Annotated in this window: 18 protein-coding genes and 1 riboswitch; all 18 genes read right to left on the reverse strand. The window is 42.0% G+C overall.

The window, feature by feature from the left end:
* Positions 1-128: 128 nt before the first annotated feature.
* Entirely contained in the window at positions 129-740 is a 612-nt protein-coding gene (locus LI074_RS07140; protein ID WP_370792859.1) for a phosphate propanoyltransferase, read from the reverse strand.
* A gap of 118 nt (positions 741-858) precedes the next feature.
* Positions 859-1,137, reverse strand: coding sequence for a BMC domain-containing protein (locus LI074_RS07145; RefSeq protein WP_005427721.1), 279 nt, complete (start codon positions 1,135-1,137; stop codon positions 859-861).
* A 197-nt stretch (positions 1,138-1,334) separates the two neighbouring features.
* The gene (locus LI074_RS07150) at positions 1,335-1,637 is read right to left on the reverse strand and encodes a BMC domain-containing protein (RefSeq protein ID WP_008705580.1); all 303 of its coding nucleotides are present in this window, start codon (positions 1,635-1,637) and stop codon (positions 1,335-1,337) included.
* 36 nt (positions 1,638-1,673) lie between these two features.
* Positions 1,674-1,949 carry a BMC domain-containing protein gene (locus tag LI074_RS07155; RefSeq protein WP_008705581.1) on the reverse strand — a complete coding sequence of 92 codons (276 nt, stop codon included), beginning with the start codon at positions 1,947-1,949 and terminating at the stop codon, positions 1,674-1,676.
* Between the two features lie 72 nt (positions 1,950-2,021).
* On the reverse strand, positions 2,022-2,336 hold the full coding sequence (locus tag LI074_RS07160; RefSeq protein WP_008705582.1) for a BMC domain-containing protein: 315 nt from the start codon (positions 2,334-2,336) through the stop codon (positions 2,022-2,024).
* A gap of 86 nt (positions 2,337-2,422) precedes the next feature.
* Complete coding sequence (locus LI074_RS07165) at positions 2,423-3,646, reverse strand: zinc-binding dehydrogenase (RefSeq protein WP_173698055.1); 1,224 nt, start codon at positions 3,644-3,646, stop codon at positions 2,423-2,425.
* Positions 3,647-3,673: 27 nt separating this feature from the next.
* A complete protein-coding gene (locus tag LI074_RS07170) occupies positions 3,674-5,062 on the reverse strand; it encodes an aldehyde dehydrogenase family protein (protein ID WP_008705584.1) in 1,389 nt (462 codons plus the stop codon).
* Positions 5,063-5,091: 29 nt separating this feature from the next.
* The gene (locus LI074_RS07175) at positions 5,092-5,955 is read right to left on the reverse strand and encodes a class II aldolase/adducin family protein (protein ID WP_008705585.1); all 864 of its coding nucleotides are present in this window, start codon (positions 5,953-5,955) and stop codon (positions 5,092-5,094) included.
* A 185-nt stretch (positions 5,956-6,140) separates the two neighbouring features.
* Positions 6,141-6,932 (reverse strand): glycyl-radical enzyme activating protein, encoded by a 792-nt coding sequence (locus LI074_RS07180; RefSeq protein ID WP_008705586.1) that lies wholly within the window; start codon positions 6,930-6,932, stop codon positions 6,141-6,143.
* Positions 6,933-7,005: 73 nt separating this feature from the next.
* Positions 7,006-9,531 (reverse strand): glycyl radical protein, encoded by a 2,526-nt coding sequence (locus LI074_RS07185; protein WP_055053733.1) that lies wholly within the window; start codon positions 9,529-9,531, stop codon positions 7,006-7,008.
* 383 nt (positions 9,532-9,914) lie between these two features.
* Positions 9,915-10,298 (reverse strand): hypothetical protein, encoded by a 384-nt coding sequence (locus LI074_RS07190; protein WP_008705589.1) that lies wholly within the window; start codon positions 10,296-10,298, stop codon positions 9,915-9,917.
* Positions 10,299-10,638: 340 nt separating this feature from the next.
* Positions 10,639-11,643 (reverse strand): hypothetical protein, encoded by a 1,005-nt coding sequence (locus LI074_RS07195; RefSeq protein ID WP_173698056.1) that lies wholly within the window; start codon positions 11,641-11,643, stop codon positions 10,639-10,641.
* A 19-nt stretch (positions 11,644-11,662) separates the two neighbouring features.
* On the reverse strand, positions 11,663-13,939 hold the full coding sequence (locus tag LI074_RS07200; RefSeq protein ID WP_243097768.1) for a C1 family peptidase: 2,277 nt from the start codon (positions 13,937-13,939) through the stop codon (positions 11,663-11,665).
* 410 nt (positions 13,940-14,349) lie between these two features.
* Positions 14,350-14,646: a cysteine-rich small domain-containing protein gene (locus LI074_RS07205; RefSeq protein WP_008705592.1), complete on the reverse strand. Its 297-nt coding sequence runs from the start codon at positions 14,644-14,646 to the stop codon at positions 14,350-14,352.
* Positions 14,647-15,060: 414 nt separating this feature from the next.
* A riboswitch (cobalamin riboswitch) is annotated at positions 15,061-15,255 on the reverse strand.
* A gap of 91 nt (positions 15,256-15,346) precedes the next feature.
* A complete protein-coding gene (locus tag LI074_RS07210) occupies positions 15,347-15,895 on the reverse strand; it encodes a EutP/PduV family microcompartment system protein (protein ID WP_118409553.1) in 549 nt (182 codons plus the stop codon).
* A gap of 88 nt (positions 15,896-15,983) precedes the next feature.
* Positions 15,984-16,412 carry a BMC domain-containing protein gene (locus tag LI074_RS07215; protein WP_008705594.1) on the reverse strand — a complete coding sequence of 143 codons (429 nt, stop codon included), beginning with the start codon at positions 16,410-16,412 and terminating at the stop codon, positions 15,984-15,986.
* A gap of 11 nt (positions 16,413-16,423) precedes the next feature.
* Complete coding sequence (locus tag LI074_RS07220; protein ID WP_008705595.1) at positions 16,424-16,789, reverse strand: BMC domain-containing protein; 366 nt, start codon at positions 16,787-16,789, stop codon at positions 16,424-16,426.
* A 402-nt stretch (positions 16,790-17,191) separates the two neighbouring features.
* On the reverse strand, positions 17,192-18,628 hold the full coding sequence (locus tag LI074_RS07225; protein ID WP_055053728.1) for a C40 family peptidase: 1,437 nt from the start codon (positions 18,626-18,628) through the stop codon (positions 17,192-17,194).
* Positions 18,629-18,980: the final 352 nt, after the last annotated feature.

Genomic DNA, 18,980 nt, shown 5'->3' on the forward strand with positions numbered 1-18,980 from the left:
GCCTCCAAATTGTTTCTGATAATAATATTGGGGGCAAATACTTCTGCCCCCAATTAACGCTTAAGGGTTTCTGTTCAAAAACCTTATCGTGCAGGCACGAACGGCTTTTTGACCTTTGGCCCCCGATATTATTTAATTATTGTTACGGTAGTGCCTGTAGCAATCTTTGCTGCATTTGCTTCATCTGTATCAATATGCATTTCCAGTGTAAAGCTGTCGTCTACACGGATCTTGACCTGATTGAAGATGGTTCCTCTCTCATTATCTGCCTTTACTGATACGATATCGCCGTCCTTCACACCTGCAGCCTGTGCATCTTTCGGAGACATGTGTATATGGCGCATTGCCACGATACATCCCTCTTTCAGATAAACTGCTCCTTTTGGACCTACGATTGCGATTGGTGCACTTCCTGCAACGTCTCCGGATTCGCGAACCGGAACATTCATTCCAAGCTTAATGGCATCTGTCGCAGATACCTCAACCTGTGAAGCTTTACGCACCGGTCCAAGGATTCTTACATTCTCAATGGCACGAAGTTTCAGTCCCACAATGGTAACTGTTTCATTAGAAGCAAACTGACCTCCCATCAGCTCTTTCTTCTTCGTAAGCTGATATCCGGGTCCGAACAATGCTTCTACATGTTCCTGTGTCAGGTGAATGTGTCTTGCGGAAACCCCGATGGGAACCATGAATCCATCGCCTTTTTTTTCATTCTGATTGATTGCCTGAATGACCATTCTGGTAATCAGTTCAATATTATTAGATTCCAAGAATACACCTGCTTTCTGTCAAATATGACGGATTATAACCATCCGGCAGTCTGCTGTGCAGATACCGGACAGTTACGATGGATTACTATTTTAATACAGGCAGGATTTTCTCTACATCTGTATGTGGTCTTGGGATTACGTGTGTAGCAACTAATTCACCAAGTCTGGATGCTGCTGCGCTTCCGCTTTCTACTGCTGATTTAACAGCTCCTACATCTCCACGTACCATAACTGTTACAAGTCCGGATCCGATCTTCTCTGTTCCTACTAATGCTACGTTAGCAGCCTTGCACATCTGGTCTGCTGCTTCGATTGCTGCTGTAAGTCCTCTGGTTTCTACCATTCCTAATGCTTCCTGTGTCATAACTTTTTCCTCCTTATGAGATACTGTTTCCTTTATCTGTTCTTTCTGGGATTCTGTTTTATTTGCTGTTTCTGCCGCCGTATCTGCCGTCTGAGCTTTTACTTCCGGTTTTGAAGAAATTTTTGCTTTCGTTCTTCTTGGAGCGGCTGCCTTTTTAGGGGCATTTTTATCTGCTTCCGGTTTCTTCTCTTCAGCCATTATTCATCCCCCTGATTGTTCTTCCAGCGACTTGCACTTAATTCCACCATTCTGACGATTTCTTCATGGGGACGTGCAATTACTGCATAACTTACCGGTTTCTTGATCGCACCTGTCGCTGCTGCATTTACTGCTTCTGTAACGGCAGATACATCGCCTTCAACTATAATAGTAACCAGTCGTCCGCCCAGCTTACGTTCCCATGACGCCAGCTCAACGTCTGCAGTTTTGCACATGATGTCCAGTGCATCGATTGCTGCAACGACACCAGTGATTTCTATAAATCCATATGATTTACTCATGAGCGAACTCCTTTTTTACACTTCTCAATCTGCTGGTCAGATGCTTGGAAGGATTTTCTCTACGTCTGTATGAGGTCTCGGAATTACATGAGTAGCAACTAATTCGCCAAGTCTGGATGCTGCTGCGCTTCCGCTTTCTACTGCTGCCTTAACAGCTCCTACGTCTCCGCGTACCATAACTGTTACAAGTCCGGATCCAATCTTCTCTGTTCCTACTAATGCTACTTCAGCTGCTTTTGTCATTGCATCAGCTGCTTCAATTGCTGCTGTAAGTCCTCTGGTTTCTACCATTCCTAATGCTTCCTGTGCCATTTCTGCTTCCTCCTGAATCTACAAATAAATATCTGATTATATTTTAACTGATGCCCAATGGATATGCAACTGCTAATCCTTATCCAGGGCGCTGATCTTCAGCATTTTTTCCGTTCCCTCTTCCGGGTTCGGGATCACATAATGCTGTACCACACCAGTCATTCTGTTTGCAACTTCCATGCCTGCTTCCACAGCCGCTGTAACATCAGTTACACTTCCTCTGAATTTAATGCAGACAAGGAGCGGTACCGGCAGGCTGTCAGCATTGGCTGGTTTGTTTTTATCAAAAACCTCCAGGCGGACATTTGCTGCCTTACATCCGGCATCGCCTGCTACAAAGGCTGTCGCCAACCCGAATACCTCTAAAATTCCTACAGCTTCTGCCATTTCTTTTCTCCTCTATTGCCAGGCTTATTATTTGTTGCTACTGTTCACAGCAATACTCTTTGCGGGATATTACCGGTGAACAGTAACTATTTGTTTACAACTGCGATCTTAAGTCCTGTCATTGCCAGGTTTGTCTGAAGAGCTTCATTGATCTGCTCTAACGGGAACTTATCTGTGATCAGTTCAGACATCGGAAGACCAATTGCTTTTGCTCTCTTAAGGAAATCAAAGGTTGTTACATAATCTCTCAGAGTATATACCCAGGAACCAACCAGGTTGATCTCTTTGGAGCAGAGGTCAAAGTGCGGATTAATTGTAGCATCTCCACCATTGATGAAGAAGCCAAGTTCACAAAGACCACCACCATTGCGGATAAATTTATAAATGTTTGCATGAGCTTTCGGGTTTCCTGTGCACTGGAATGCGAAATCTGCAAGATGTCCGCCCTGAGCTTCTTTTACAGCTTCTGTCAGTGCTTCGATTCCCTTAAAGTTCATGAAGTTAACGCTTGTGTCTGCACCCATTCTCTTGGCAAATTCAAGACGTTTCTCATTTCCGTCTACTGCGCAGATATGTTCAACCCCCATAGTACGGAGTACTGCAATGCAGATCAGTCCGATTGGTCCGCAGCCCTGAACTACAACTCTGCTGTTGAAACGAAGGATTCCGGTTGTTTTTGCTCTCTCAACTGCATGTACAAGTACTGCACATGGCTCGATGAGGATTCGGGAATCTAGATCCAGATCACTTACATTAAAGAATGTAGTTCCGAAATTTCCACCTCTTAAGAAGATGTAATCGGAGAACCATCCGTTAAGATGTACATCATCATCCGGAAGAAGTCCATATACGTCAGCTCCACCTACGTTCTTCTTGTTCAGGTCGAACATTGTGATTTCCGGATCATCTTTAAAGATCATACAGGTAACGACTTTATCGCCAACCTTTACAGGTTTTCCTGCAGTATCTACTTTAACATTCTTACCCATAGCCACGATTTCACCTGTACCTTCATGTCCAAGTGCTACCGGGATCAGGCCAAATGGATCTCTTTTAAATTCATGTGCATCTGTACCACACACACCGCATCCTTCAACTTTAACCAGGATATCGTCATCTCCAATCGGAGGAATCGGATATTCTTTCAGTTCGAAATGTTCCTTTTCAGTTAATACAGCTACTCTGGCTGTCTTCGGGATTCCAGTTGTTGCTGCCGGTGCAGAAACTGTTGCTGCTGCCGGTGCATTTCCTGTCATGCCGGAGAGAACCTGTTTCACGATTTCTTCTATATTTACATTATTCATGTCCATGTTCTTTCTCTCCTTAACTCATCATCTTTAACGAATGCAAAGGCTGTCTGCCATTACGCAGCGTCTTCTCTTGGTAAATGTACTTGCGCAGGTAAGACCTTCACCTGTACGGCTTGCGATTGTAAATGTACAATAGCCTTCACCGCCAAATCCTAATGCAGCATAGGATGGTGCATTCTTTACAAGGATTGCTGTATCAATTGCTTTCGCATATTTTGTAATATTATCAATATTCTTTGAATGGATATGTGCAGAATGGCGATTTCCGTGTTCTAACCATACTGCCTGTTCCACTGCATCATCAAAATCTCTTGCTCTTACTACACCAAGGATCGGCATCATAAGCTCTGTTGTGATCAGCGGATGTTCCTTCGGTCCTTCAAATACGATACAGCGGATATTTGCCGGTGCATTGACACCGATCATGGAAAGAAGTGTTCTTGCGTCACGTCCGACACATTTACGGTTCAGTTTTCCGCCTGCCAGAACTACTTCTGTAAGTTTATCCTGTTCTTCTTTAGATGCAAGATAACAATCATTCTCAGTTACAAGATAATGCATCAACTCATCTACGATAGAAGAAACTGCTACGATCTCTTTCTCTGCGATACATGGAAGATTGTTATCAAATGTACATCCGTTTACAATGTCTGTTGCCGCTTTACGGATGTCAGCTGTTTCATCAACAAGTGCCGGAGGGTTTCCTGCACCTGCACCAATGCCACGTTTGCCGGAAGAAAGAACTGCAGTTACAACTCCAGGTCCCCCGGTTGCTGCAATAAGCGGGATGTCTTTATGTTTCATCATTACATTGCTGGTTTCAAGAGTAGGTTTCTCTACAGTAACCGCAATATTATCCGGTCCGCCGGACTCTAATGATGCTTCATTCAGAAGATTGATCGCATAAATGGAAGTCTTGATTGCTGCCGGATGAGGATTAAATACAACTGTATTTCCTCCTGCAAGCATTCCCATTGTATTACATAAAATTGTTTCACTTGGATTGGTACATGGAGTAATAGCACCGATCACACCGAAAGGTCCCATTTCAATAAGAGTTAATCCTCTGTCTCCTGACCATGCAGTTGTTGTAATAACTTCTGTTCCCGGTGTCTTATCAGCTACGAGATGATGTTTGAGAATCTTATCTCCTACATTTCCCATACCGGTCTCTTCCACACCCATGCGTGCCATTACTTCTGCATTTTCTTTTATTTTCTTACGAATGCAGGTAATAATTTTTTCTCTCTGATCCATGGACATTTTCTTTACAATAAGCTGTGATTTCTTGGCAGCTTCAATTGCATCATTCATTTCTTTAAAAATGCCATGTTTGCCAGTCGGAGCGTCTGCTATCTGCATTTTTGCCATAACTTCCTGTACAATTTCCTGTACCATATTCTCATTAATTGGCATGAGACTGTCCTCCTTGATTATCTATGCTCTTATTTCATTCCTAACTGAGCCATTACTTGTTTTGTAATCTCAGCAACTAACTGTGCATCAGATGCAGCATTATTCTCTGCCGGTTTTGAATCTCCACCTACGAAATCATACTGATATCCAGGGAATTTCTTGAATTCTCCGTCTTGACATGCTCCACCGCAGTTATGACAGTTCTTGCCGTCTTTGTTCAGGCAGAGGTTTGCCGGATGTTTACCAGCCATACCGAATTTACGACGAATTTCATAAAGTTTCTCAATGTTCTTCTCATCAAATTCCTTAGGTCCGCCAAGAACTTTTGACTGATACAGAAGCTGTGCGTAGAACTCAACAGATTCCATCTTCATGTAAGCTGCGTTTAAGTCTGTGCTCCATGTCAATGCTCCATGGTTCTCAAGAAGAACTGCATCGAAATATGGAAGGTATTTCTCAAGATTATCCGGAATCTCCATTGTAGATGGTGTACCGTATTCAGCGATCGGAACGCATCCAAGTGAGATAACTGCTTCAGGCATGATCGGCTGTGTCAGCGGAATACCTGCAATTGCAAAAGATGTTGCATAAATCGGATGAGCATGCACAACAGAACCTACGTCCGGTCTCTTCTCATAAACTCTCATATGCATTTTGATTTCAGAGGATGGTTTGAATCCCGGGTTAGCCTGGATCACATTTCCTTCTCTGTCTACTTTACAGATATACTCCGGTGTCATAAAACCTTTGGATACACCTGTAGGTGTGCAAAGAAATTCGTTGTCGTTCAGTTTTACAGAGATGTTACCATCGTTTGCAGCTACCATGTTGCGGCTGTAGATTCTTCTTCCGATGTCGCAGATCTGTTTTTTGATTTCATATTCGTTTACCATGCTCATTTTCCTCCTTAAGGCATTGATATAGTTTTTGACGTTTCTACCTGTGATTTTACACTATCGGTCATAAAAAGTCAATACATTTCCGTTGTTTTATGTTGTTTTTACGGGTTTTATCGTGTTGTTTTTGTTTGTTTTTTTCTTTTTTTATTCCAATAATCGTATCAGATGCAAAAAATACCTCATCCACCGATCTGACAGTCCAGACCGCAGACCGCATGTACTGCCTTTTTTAATGTTTCCATATGTTCTTTGGACGGTGGTTCCACATTTCCCATCAGATATGGTCTGCCAAGTCCCTCATATTTATCCTGTCCAAGTCTGTGATACGGAAGAAGATGAATCTTGTCCACTCCGGGAAGTGTGTCTGCAAACCTTGCAATCCCCTGGATTTCCTCCACTGTATCATTAAATGTGGGTATCACCGGTACACGGATTACCAGCCTGGTTTTACCGGAAAGCGCCACTTTTCTGGCATTTTCCATCATCAGTTCATTGGAACGTCCTGTAAATTCTTTATGTTTCGCAGGATTTGTATGTTTAATATCCATTAAATAAGTATCCAGATACGGTAAGATTGTCTCAATCGTCTCCCATTTTGCACATGCCATACTCTCGATTGCAGTAGAAATCCCTCTCTCTTTGGCAGCTCTCAGAAGTGCTCCTGCAAATTCCGGCTGACAGAGACATTCTCCGCCGGAAAGAGTCATACCTCCGCCCGAGCGGTAATAGTATACCCTGTCTTTCTCAACTTCTTCAATCATCTCCCTGACTGTCACATCACGTCCGATGACCTTGTCTTCTCCCTGCACTTTCATTGTCTGGATTTTATATTCCTGAGATTCCGGATTGCAGCACCATTTGCACCGCAGGACACAACCTTTCAGAAATACGATCGTCCTTATACCCGGTCCATCATGAATAGAATATTTCTGGACATCAAACACTCTGCCCTTTGTATCCAAATAGTCCATGCTTTTCCTTTCTTATTCTGTTATCCATACATCCTCTGCCTGTCACTTTTACTTCCTGCAAAAAACGTCTGAATCAGAAGCCCTGTTCTGTACGACGGATGATATCATCCTGAAGGGAACGGGAAAGTGTCGTAAACAGTGCACTGTAGCCTGCCACGCGTACTACCAGATGTTTATATTTCTCAGGATGTTCCTGTGCATCCAGCAGTGTCTGCCTGTCAACTACATTAAACTGCATGTGCATTCCCTTCTGGTCAAAGTATCCGCGGATCAGTGCAACGAATTTCTCCAGTCCCTCTCTTCCTGAAAGTGCGGATGGGTGAAATTTCTGATTAAAGAGTGTTCCGTTGGATACAATAAAATGATCCAGTCTGGATACGGAAGTTGCCGCTGCCGTAGGTCCCTTTACATCCTTGCCCGCAGATGGCGAAACGCCGTCTGCAACAGGTGTGTGTGCATATCTTCCATCCGGCGTCGCTCCTGTCTGTCCGCCCAGCGGTACATTTGCAGATACAGGATACAGACCTGCCTGGAACTTTCCGCCTCTTGGATTGTTATACTTCTGAAGCGGTTTGGAATATGTATAGGCAACTTCTCTTGCAAAATAATCAACTTCCGGAATATCATTTCCAAATTTCGGAACTTCATCGATCATATCGTGGATTTCTTTGAATCTCTGTGTCTTCTGTTCACCCGGTTTCATTCCCATGAAAGTTTTCAGAAGTCCTTCTGCAGTGGAAGCATCCACATTTCTGCCTGCTTTCTGCATTGCCTTCATGATCATCTCTGTCATATCACCGGCGGACTGCGCATCCAGTCCTTTATCATAGTTCCATGCAAGAGCTTCCTTAAGTTCTTTCATAGATACTTTCTTATCCTCATAGACCAGTTTGCGGATTGCAAAAAGTCCATCTGCCATATTGGCGATTCCAAATCCCTGAGGACCTGTAAAGTTGTAAACAGCTCCACCTTCCTGGACAGACTTGCCTTCTTTCAGACAGTCATCTATCATACAGGAAAGGAATGGTAACGGACAGCGTTCCGCATGAGCTACATCAATAGCATTATCTGCATTCACCAGCAGGGAAATGCAGTATTCCATCTGTTTCTTATATGCGTCAAAGAATTCATCAAAGGTCTTCATCTGAGTGACATCGCCGGTAGGGATTCCCACCATCTCACCTTTATCCATACCATTCGAAAAAACAAGTTCCAGAGGTCTGCACATATTAAAGAATGCGGCATCATGCCACCCTTCTGTCTTACCGGCTTTCTGCGGTTCTACACATCCGATGATATTGTACTCTCTGGCATCCTCCAGAGATAAGCCTCTGTTCTGCAGTGCCGGAATAATCACCTCATCATTGTAATATGCAGGAAGTCCGATTCCTGTTCTCGTAAGCTCGGCTGCCTTTATCAGGAATTCATGCGGAGAACCATTCCATACTCTCACAGAAAGTGATGGAGCCGGAAGATGCACATGCATGGATGCCTGAATACACATAACAGAAAGATCGTTAGTTACATCCTCTCCCTCTTTATTCTGACCACCTGCGATCAGATTCTGGAAAAGGCTATATCCTGCAAATCCTTCCGCTGAAGCCGCATCACGACATTTATTCAGGTCATTTAATTTAACCCAGATGCAATCCATCAATTCCTGTGCGAACTCTCGGGTAATAGTTCCTGCTTCCATATCCTTCTTATAATATGGATACATATACTGATCAAAGCGCCCCGGTGAAATAGAATGTCCACTGGATTCCATCTGAAGAAGCTGCTGTACAAACCAGAATGACTGACATGCCTCATAGAAATTCTGTGCACCCTTTGCCGGTACCCTGCTGCAGTTCTCTGCGATAACAAAAAGTTCCTGTTTTCTTACCGGATCACTTGTCTGTGCCGCCATTTCCTGCGCAAGTTTTGCATATCTGCCTGCATAATCGATCACCGCCTTACAGCTTAAAATCACTGCCTCAAGGAAGTGAGACTTTCTTGCATAATTACCGTCACCGACACTGCATCCATCCAGCTCTTTCTGAGCCTTCTCCATGATTCCCTCAAAACCGATTTCCAGTACTTCCCAGTATTTAACTGTTACATGTCCTACACCATTGTAAAAATAATTTCCAGGTGTAAAAATATTGTGTTCAATTGCCTTGATTGCTTCCGGTGCCATATAGGAAGTTGCAAGTTCACTGGTTGTTTTCCCTTTCCAGTACTTATCTGCCTCCTTAAGTTCGGCTTTGGTCTCCTCAGCAATCTCAAAAGGATCCGCAGTTCTGGTCGCAACTGTATCCAGTTCAGCTTCCAGCCACTCATAAGAGAACTCCGGAAATGTCTGACATCCCCTCGGCGCAATCGTACTGCTTCCGACAATCAGTTCATTGTCACGGATAATGATCGGAATATTATGAAGAATATGCGCAAAAGCCTTTGCTCTGCGTGTGATGATCGGTTCTCCTTCTGTTTCCTTATAAGATTCTGTGATCAGCTTTGCTCTGGCTGATTCGATCACCGGCATATGTTCATACAATGCATCTACCAGTTTCTGAATTCTGGGAGACTTGGGAATATCTGATGTTTGAAATTTTTCCATGTTACTCCTTTCTCATGAATAAAAGCTGCACCCATACCAGACCCCAATACATTCCGGTATCATTCTGACAGCAATATCCTCCATGTTTTCATATAGATTCATTATACCTTATGGCTATCGCGAAGTCAACACAAATCAACACATATATCCTGAACTTTTATGTTGTTTTTTATTTGTTTTTTCTTCCGTTCTGGTTGTTTTTGTTTTGTTTTTATGATTGACATTTCATTTTTCTTCAGACACGTTAAAAGCAGCATATCAGGTTATGATCCATAACTCTGATATGCTGCTTTTTAATATCGTATATTGTTTTTTCTGCATCGGATGACTTTAATGAGCATGCTTTTCCATCGCTGCACTCCCATATATTCATATACACTTAACTATTGTTTCCTGTTCTCTTTTTGTTCTCTGGCTTCTCTTACTTTCTCCCTCTGTTTCGTCAGATCGTAATAATCATCTGTAAGAACCCCATGTTTTCGCATCATATCAAACACAGTCTGCTGAGCAGGTGTCATCTTCATGCCAATAGAATTATTATAATCCGTAAGAACGCATCCTGTTTTCTCAATCAGCCAGAACAGCGGAGAATCATCATCCGGGATCATTTTCCAGATTTCGTTCTCTGTCCATGGAAGCAATTCCATCATTCCATGAAGATGTCCTCTGGGTATTCTTACGTAATCGCCGTCCGGCTTGATCAGACCGTCAGAAAAGTTCTCATCCTTAATTTTCATCTCATTTAACAGTTCTTCTGTTATCTTCATCCTCTTTTCCTCACCCTCGAGTATTGCTTTTTCCTATTATACGTTTCCCGCCAGAGTTACGCAAGTAAAAAGTCTAAATAGCCTCTTTCCTCAAAATATATCACGTTCTATAAAATTCCATCTTGATTAAATTGCAAAAAAATTGTAGACTATATATGCACACACATTATTAGTTTTTGTTAATTAAGACTGATTTGAGGTTTCCTCATAACGTCTCAATTATACACACACATTTTCTAAAAAGAGCAGCTGCATCATCCGATGCGCTGCTCTTTTAGTTCCACTGTTTATTTTGTAACTGTTCTCTGCCGTCGACGGCATTCTTTAATGATTTTAACTCTTACTTTTTCTTCTTCAGGAAATAAATAAGTAAAATTATGATAACAATAATCCCGATACCACTAATCCAGATTACAGGATTCTTCATTCCTGAATCTGCTTTTACATTCTTTCCTGATGTTTTCTGACTCTGCTTATCATCAGATTCCTTGTCTTCTGTCGAAGCAGGCGTCTCTGTTTCTTCCGGTGTTGGCGTTGCGTCTTCTGTAGGTGTTGCCTCCGGTGTCGGTGTTGCTTCTTCTGTAGGTGTTGCCTCCGGTGTCGGTGTCACTTTTTCTGTAGGTGTTACCTCTGGTGTTGGTGTGGCTTTCGGAGTTGGAGTTGCTTCCGGTGTTGGTGTAACAGCAGCCACCGGAACATTTCCTGATGTGCCTGTAGCCTCCGGTGCATCTGCGGATACATTTTCATTTACGTAATCTGTATCACGATCAAGATTCAGCCATCCCTGTGTCACACCATCTGTGTCTGTTTTCCCCCAGTTTGTTCCGTCTTCTCCCTGAACATACTGAAAAATATGTACAGTTGTCCCATCTGCGATTCCCTCTGTTTCTGAAACCTGATCAAATTTCTCTCCAGGTCCGTTATAAACCGATACGTTTCCATCGTTTCCATGAACCTTTACTTCGAAATCCACATCTTTGCCTCCGAAAGTACGATATTCCTCATTGGCAGCTTCTTCTCTGGAAGCCGGATCCAGATCATCCATAGGAACATATCCGTTCATTCCATGGTAATGTGTATATGCCCATTTTTTTTTGTCTGCTCCATTCTTCTCACCCAGAACGTGAATGGCAGTTCCATTTGGGATCTTGCTGTCATTCAGTTTAACACTCTGAGTGTCTGCTTCATCATAAATATCTACCCCGCCCTGTGTACTCTGTACGATCATATAATAATCTGTTACATAATCCGGATTCTGACCCTTTCCGTCATCCGCATAAACAGAAACCACTGTCAGAATAAAGCACAGTACCATTGCTATTACTGTTCCAAACCTTCTCTTCATAATCTCTTTCCTTCATTTCCTATTTTCTTTTTACAGCAGATGAACTTTTATATTTGCTGTATGTATTTCCATATGGCTCTTTAACATATGCTTTTACCGCATAATAGTATGATACACCTTTTTGTGCTTTTTTGTCCAGATAAGAAGAACTATTTCCATTGGAAATTTTCTTTATCAATTGATAGGAACCACCTTTTTTCTTTCTGTAAATATAATAGCCGTCACATTTTTTCTGAGGCTTCCACCGGATGCGGATTCCATTTTTCTCAGATTTCACAGAAGTAACCTTCTGCACTGCAGGTGCTGCTTTAATCACATCGCCGGTTTTATATTTACCTGAATATCTTTTTCCGGATGCTTCATAATATGCTTTTACTGTATAACGGTATGATGCATTAGCCGTAACCTTACTATCTTTATATTTTAATTCCGATGTCCCGACATCTGCAATTTGGGACCACTTCCCACCTGCTGCAGGTTTTCTGTACACATAATATCCTGTAGCTCCGGAAACTTTTTCCCATGAAATAAGGTTATATCCGGAATTATATGCCTTCACCTGAAATACCGGTGTATCCGGCACCCATGACTGATTCAGGGTCCTTGTATGTGCCTTGATCCTTGCCGTCCAGTTTTTCGTCTTTCCATCTGTCCACCTGGCCGTTTCCGATGCACCCTTATAGAATGTCTGCCCTGTTTCTATCCCCGCCGTACAGGTAAACCAGTTCCCATAACTGGACTTTGCTTCCACTCCAAAGCTGATTTTTTCAATCCCACTGTTTGTGATCACAACAGAATATCTGCTTCCCTGTTTCAAAACCACCTCTGGTACACTGATAGTCTGTACACCTGCGATTGGCTGTTCAAACTCATATGGAGCAGCATATGCAGCGGTCCCGCTTTCCGGGTCATATGGATCTGTCAGATCGGTGTATATCTGAATTTTGTAACAGGCATTGTCACTGTTTGTAACAAGATTAACCTCCCCCAGGACTTCTGCTTTTCCCTTTCCTGCAGTTGTCTCATAAACTGCTGCTACTGACTGTCCCGCCTGTATCGGAATCACTGAAAGTGCTGAAGAACCATCATAAAAATAATTATTCCTGTACTTTTGATCCGAAGCAGCCACTGCCTCTGCACTTACAAGTTTACTGATATTGGGATCCTGATAAGAAAGATAGTAATATCCTCCGTCTCCTTTCTTCTCCCCCCAACTGTTTTTGATGATCCACGCACCATCAGATGTTACATTGGAAACAGGAAGGAAATTATCCTTTGAATACGTATCATCCCATCCGACCACTGTCACAATATGATTAATTACAGTCGAATTTGATTTTCCAACAGGATAACAATATGCAGCTGTGTCCGGATTTACATAACTTTCCTTCATATAAAGCATAATGGATACTGCATGGTCATTCAGCAGCATTTCTTTCATACGTTCCTCACTGTATTTGGAAACAGATGCATTTTTCAGATATGCTGCAGAATTATAAGCCTTACTTTCCGGAATCTGTACAGTCAGATCATTCTGATGCGAAGAATCCGTAGGAAATGGTACATCGGCCTCTGTGGTCATTCCCGACCATGTACTGAGATAAATCGCCGCCAGGTGATCATTACCTCCTATCACGTGATAATTTCCCAGTACATAATTCTTATCATCAGGGGTATTTCCAAGAGGATCATTCTGTCTGTTGGAGAAAAAATATGATAAATGTTCTTCTGACAGATCGTAGGTTCCTTTGTTCTGTGCCAGAAGCGAAGTCTCCATGATTGCTGCCATACCAAAAGCCCAGCAGGTTCCAAATGGATTCTGATTCTTTACGGGCGTAACTAATCCTTCCTTTCTGGCATCATAGGAAGATGGAAATGCAGCCTCCCTGTTTCCATATGCAGCATAAACTGATGTCAGATTGCTCTCCACTTCAATTCCCGGATCCAAAGGTTTTAAATTTTTAAAGGGTTCCAGTTCTTCCTTTCTTTCCTCTTCTGTCAACGGACGGCCCTTAATATACCTGATTCCGTCTGTACCCTCTTCTGAGTTTTCTCCATCCTGAAACTCCTGTTTTGCATCATCGCTTCCGAACAATTCTGCATCCGATCCCGTATCTGTTCCAAATTCATCTGCCTGTGAACTTTGAAATTCTTTCAGATCTGATGTATTTTCTTCTGTCTCCCTGTTGACTCCGGATCCAAACATTTCCTGACCCGCAGCTGGTACCGATGTATAAACCATTGCATAAGCCAGAAAAACTGACAATGCGCGTATCGCTGTATTTCTTTTTTTCATGTAGTAGTTAACTCCTTTACATAAATATAATATCATTATATCAGCATCTTTTTTGTTTTTCAACCATGATCAATGACAAAAACCGTCGGAAAACAGTGAATTTTCCCTGTTTTCCGACGGCTCTATGTAGAAATGCAGAGCTCTGCCGACAAGAAAATGTCGCCAGGAAAAGACGTCAAATGCCTGTGATGCATTTTCTTCTGTGCATGTGAAAAGTGTGGAAAATGTGTGTGAAATGCTTTATATACTAACTCAGAACAGACTTGAAAATCTTACAGACTCTTCTCTTTTGCTATCCTTATTCTAGCAGAACAAGCATTGTATTACAATGAAAATCGTTCTTTCTTATTTGTGCTAATCTGACACATTGTTACTGTTCACTCCGTTCTAAGCAGCAACGCATTCTCCTCTTATTTGCTGATACTTTCCTTTGCTCTTTTCATCATATCAGCCAGTTCCTGGTATTTTCCTGTGACATATCCATAGTTTTTTCGCTTATGCGGAAGCATACAGTTTGTGCAGTCTTTAATTCCCTTTTCCGTATACCGGAAATTCCCACCGCATTTCTCACCCAAGGCATATAGCGGGCAATAACAGAACAGACAGTTAAAATCATCCGGATCTGCATTCTTATGACACGGAAAAAATTCACATTTCTTATGGCTGAAATAAGAATATTCTTTCCCTTCCCAATAAGGTTTCTCCATTGCTACCTCTCCTCTCCTGTTGCAAGTTTTTATCTTTCCAGAATAATTCCGTTTTCTCAGTCTCCATCAATCCCACCCATCAGAGGACAGAGGACGAAATAAAAAAAATACTCTAATAAATTATCAATTTCTCTTCACATAACAAAGCATTGAAAATTCATTACAGTATTTTTCACAGATCATACATTTAAAATTAATAAGAGGGAGCGATGCTACCCCGGGGTAGAAAAAAATCCGTTCATGAGTGCGCGGAGGGAACGAATAAATCCGAAGTAGTATCGCCTGCCATTTAATCATGTATAATTCATAAAGAACAGGCGCATTCCATAAAAAATGTCTGCCTTCAGATAAAAGCAGACAACACTCCGAAGCTGCGGATTCAACGGAGTTGGTTGTTACACTTTACACGGAAGTTTAACCTCGCCATACCAAGCAGGTTTCCTGGCTCCAGGCTCATCGCTCCTCTCTCCTTCTCATGCTATGGCACAATGGACATTCTGAGATTTGCTCCTCTGTTACAGTGACCGGATCGCTCAGGTTTCTCACCTGATTCCCTCTTTCTGTACTGCTCTTTCTCACAGTATCAGCACTTAATATGTTCTGTATGGAATTATACTGTCATTATAATAACACCCTGCAACAAGCTTGTCAACTATTTATCAATATATTTTCCAAATTATTATTGTTCATTCGTTACTGTTCACACACCACTATTCCGCGAGGTGTTTTGGCATGAATATTCCACACCTTCCGGCAGCGGATCCCATTCATTCAGACCAAGACTCTGTCTGAATTTTGCTTCTTCCAGACTCAGCTTTGGAACATCCTCATTCAAAAACGCTCTCAGCTCATCAATCCCCTCTCCGGTCACATTGTTTACCAGAAAAATTCTTTCACATCCTGCATTCAGCATCCACTGACGCACCATTGGAACATTCGCATAAGGAGAATCTATTTTCGTAATGATTCCTATCAGTGGTCTCAGAATAAATGCATTACTGCCATAGCCAAACAAACTGAAAGGTTCATCTGCTGACTGTACCATTGCCACCACATCTGCTTCAAAAGAAAAACAGGCCAGCCCTACGCTGAAATGCTTGGACTCTGCATACTCTCCCGGAGAATCAATGGTATCATCATCCGTATTCGTATACTGCGTTTTTACATAATGAAGTTTTTCGCCTTTTAATGCCTGCGTTAATGAAGTCTTACCTGCTTCACTTCTGCCCATCAGAAATATTTTCTTCATATTTAATGTCTGTCCCTTTCACTTCTCTCAGCTATTCCGGCAGTTACATAAGCACCATCGGTACAGAATAACTGACTTTTCGTATGTTTTAACTTTTGTGAACTGCACAAGTCTTAAAGCCAAGCACCTCTCTAAAAAATTTCACCACTTCTTCCACTGCAGTCTGAACTTCCGTCAGACCTCCCGTAAGGATCAATGATCCGCTGAAGCGATCCATGAAACCAATCTCCACATTTGCACTTTTCACTGCAATATCAGCAGCTACAACCACTGCTTCCCATGGGGTAAAACGAATCATTCCAATTGCTTCTCCTGTGTGGTCTTCTCCCTCATGGACTCCAATATGCAGACCAAGATTCTGATAAATACAGCTCTGTGAAGGATTGATCACATGCGCCAGGCACACTTCCTTTCCCGGAACCCTTACCCTGGTCATACGCAGCTTTTTTCCCTTTAATTTCTCATAATCCTGGTTATAAAGCTTTTCCAGTAATTCTCTGGTTGTCATCCCTGCCATCCCAACACTTCCTATCTTTTGGTAATCTTGCAGACTACATAACCCAGAGTGTCTCTGAAATAATCCACAACCTCAGTCATCGCTGACATTACATCGGAAATCTCTCCCGTAATGATCAGTGTGCCTGTAAATCGATCTGCAAATCCCAGATAAACATTTCCGCTTTTTACCGCAATATCAGATGCGATCACTGCAGATTCAGGCGGTGTCATATTCATAATTCCGATTGCAGATGAACGGTAATCCACCTGCGGATTCAGTCCAAGCTTCTGGTATATGACCGGAGCCGGCCCTCCCATTACATGTGCAAAAGTAATCTCCTTGCCAGCAACTGTTTCCTGTACAATTCTTATGTGTTCTACATGGTCATTTGCCATTTATCATTCCTCGCTTTCACTATTCAACTATAATCCGGATAATTCATGAGAATATTCTTTCCCACTGATGTCTCCAAAAACAGATTTAAAATTTTATATGTATCTCTTCAGTTACATAAACTGTACTATCCATCCAATTTTATGTCAAGGTAAAATCCACCTGAAAATCGGTAAAATATTATACATGGTTACGGTTCACTCCGTTCACAGCAACACGCTTCGCGATGCACAGAATTTATGCTAATCGCATAAATTCGCGCGGTATGTCTCGGAATTTTGGCATATTCATGCCAAAACACATCGCGGAATAATGATAACTTATACATAAAGAAAAGGAGCATCAGCCCCCTTAGCGATACTCCTTTTCAACCCCTATAAATTTAATTATTTATACTTATTTAATTACACCAGTCTTCTTACAGAAACAATCGTCCTGTACGCTGCGTTATCACTGATCTTAATGCCATCTACAGAGTTCGATGCATGAACGATACGTCCATTACCCATATAGATTGCAACGTGTCCACCGTAGCAGATTAAATCGCCCGGCTGTGCATCAGCATAAGATACTTCTGTACCGGCATTCTGCTGTTCATAAGAAGTTCTCGGAAGACTTACTCCGAAGTTTGCATATACACTCTGTGTAAATCCTGAACAGTCAGCTCCACCTGTAAGGCTTGTACCGCCCCATACATATGGATTGCCAACAAACTGTGTTGCAAAGTCTACTACAGAAGATCCTGCTCCTGAACCTGAAGATGAAGAACTATCTGAATCAGATGACTGTTCACTCTCATAATCATCTGGTGAAACTGTATTATCAGAATCAATCACATTGCCATACTCATCGTACTCTACATCATCAGAAGCTCCTGCATTGTCAACAGAATCACCATTTTCATCATATTCTACACCATCATCTGCTTCAGACTCATCATCCGCATCATCAGTATTCTCAATCTCATTTCCGTCTTCATCATACTCTACATTTTCTTCCTCTTCTGATTCGGAGTCCTGTTCCTGCTCTGCAGCTTTTGCTGCTGCCTCTTCTTCTGCCGCCTGTCTTGCAGCCTCTTCCTCAGCCTGTCGTCTTGCCTCTTCTTCTGCTGCGATTCTTTCAGCTTCCAATCTCTGAATTTCAGCTGTCTGTTCCGCTAACAGATTTGCATATTCTGTCGCCTGCTGCTGTGCATATGCAATTTCATTCTCATAATCGGCTGATTCAGATTTCTTCTGATCGATCTGGCACTGAAGATCATAAGACTGCTGTTCATAAGAAGCCTTCATCTCTTCCAGTTCTGCTTTGTCAGATTCATACTGAGTCTTTAAATTATTCACCTCATTAATAGTATTCACATATTTATCAAGATTCTTTCTGTCCTGCTCATACATCTGCTGTGTATTCTCAGCACGTGTCAGAAGTTCACTTAAATCTTCTGAATTAAGCATCATCTGAAACCACGCTGCATCCCCACCCTGTTCATACAGTGCCTGAATACGAAGCTTCATGCTCTCATACTGCTTATCTCTCGCCTTCTGAGCCTTAGCCAGATCCTGTTTTGTCTTAATAATATCTACTTCTTTATTATCGATATCTCCTTTAAGAGTATCAATAGAAACCATAACACTTACAAGATTGGAATCCAGTTCGGAAATCTCATTCTCAAGCTGTGATTTCGCATATGCAAGCTCATCCATTCTGGAATATGTAGCATCCAGCTGCTGACTTGTGATCGCCTGCTCTTCTCTCAATTCATCCTCTCTTGAAGCACTTACACTAACAACCTGTGTTGCGCTCATCAGGAGTGCTAATGTAAGACATACAATTCTTTTCTTCATGAATTCTCACCCTCGTAACATTTTCTTTCTATATCTTAATGTTTTTGCAATATCTAAGTTAATTCTTATACATATTAACACACCGCACTCAAAAACGCAAGGATTAATTACCATAAATTTTATATTTCTGTAACATTTATTAATCTTTTTGTTATTCTTCGCATTTCTTTCTACAATTCAAACATATTCCATTTCATGTTTGTAATAATTTGACACAGGACAAAGATATCTGATGCAGGGTTACTGTTCACACACCACTATCCCGCGAGGTGTTTTGGCATGAATATGCCAAAATCCCGAGACATACAAGCCAAAATTCCATTGCCGCAGGTAATCTGGAATGAATTTTGGC

Source organism: Blautia sp. MSK18_10 (genome assembly GCF_020553185.1).
Taxonomy (GTDB): Bacteria; Bacillota; Clostridia; order Lachnospirales; family Lachnospiraceae; genus Blautia_A; species Blautia_A wexlerae.

What these genes read in the sequence shown, in the direction of transcription:
- LI074_RS07140 (WP_370792859.1), bottom strand. Translation starts at nt 740, where the DNA reads ATGGTCATTCAGGCAATCAATCAGAATGAAAAAAAAGGCGATGGATTC.
- LI074_RS07185 (WP_055053733.1), bottom strand. Translation starts at nt 9,531, where the DNA reads ATGGAAAAATTTCAAACATCAGATATTCCCAAGTCTCCCAGAATTCAG.
- LI074_RS07150 (WP_008705580.1), bottom strand. Translation starts at nt 1,637, where the DNA reads ATGAGTAAATCATATGGATTTATAGAAATCACTGGTGTCGTTGCAGCA.
- LI074_RS07210 (WP_118409553.1), bottom strand. Translation starts at nt 15,895, where the DNA reads ATGAAGAAAATATTTCTGATGGGCAGAAGTGAAGCAGGTAAGACTTCA.
- LI074_RS07190 (WP_008705589.1), bottom strand. Translation starts at nt 10,298, where the DNA reads ATGAAGATAACAGAAGAACTGTTAAATGAGATGAAAATTAAGGATGAG.
- LI074_RS07145 (WP_005427721.1), bottom strand. Translation starts at nt 1,137, where the DNA reads ATGACACAGGAAGCATTAGGAATGGTAGAAACCAGAGGACTTACAGCA.
- LI074_RS07175 (WP_008705585.1), bottom strand. Translation starts at nt 5,955, where the DNA reads ATGGTAAACGAATATGAAATCAAAAAACAGATCTGCGACATCGGAAGA.
- LI074_RS07220 (WP_008705595.1), bottom strand. Translation starts at nt 16,789, where the DNA reads ATGGCAAATGACCATGTAGAACACATAAGAATTGTACAGGAAACAGTT.
- LI074_RS07155 (WP_008705581.1), bottom strand. Translation starts at nt 1,949, where the DNA reads ATGGCACAGGAAGCATTAGGAATGGTAGAAACCAGAGGACTTACAGCA.
- LI074_RS07165 (WP_173698055.1), bottom strand. Translation starts at nt 3,646, where the DNA reads ATGGACATGAATAATGTAAATATAGAAGAAATCGTGAAACAGGTTCTC.
- LI074_RS07160 (WP_008705582.1), bottom strand. Translation starts at nt 2,336, where the DNA reads ATGGCAGAAGCTGTAGGAATTTTAGAGGTATTCGGGTTGGCGACAGCC.
- LI074_RS07215 (WP_008705594.1), bottom strand. Translation starts at nt 16,412, where the DNA reads ATGGCAGGGATGACAACCAGAGAATTACTGGAAAAGCTTTATAACCAG.
- LI074_RS07195 (WP_173698056.1), bottom strand. Translation starts at nt 11,643, where the DNA reads ATGAAGAGAAGGTTTGGAACAGTAATAGCAATGGTACTGTGCTTTATT.
- LI074_RS07180 (WP_008705586.1), bottom strand. Translation starts at nt 6,932, where the DNA reads ATGGACTATTTGGATACAAAGGGCAGAGTGTTTGATGTCCAGAAATAT.
- LI074_RS07225 (WP_055053728.1), bottom strand. Translation starts at nt 18,628, where the DNA reads ATGAAGAAAAGAATTGTATGTCTTACATTAGCACTCCTGATGAGCGCA.
- LI074_RS07170 (WP_008705584.1), bottom strand. Translation starts at nt 5,062, where the DNA reads ATGCCAATTAATGAGAATATGGTACAGGAAATTGTACAGGAAGTTATG.
- LI074_RS07205 (WP_008705592.1), bottom strand. Translation starts at nt 14,646, where the DNA reads ATGGAGAAACCTTATTGGGAAGGGAAAGAATATTCTTATTTCAGCCAT.
- LI074_RS07200 (WP_243097768.1), bottom strand. Translation starts at nt 13,939, where the DNA reads ATGAAAAAAAGAAATACAGCGATACGCGCATTGTCAGTTTTTCTGGCT.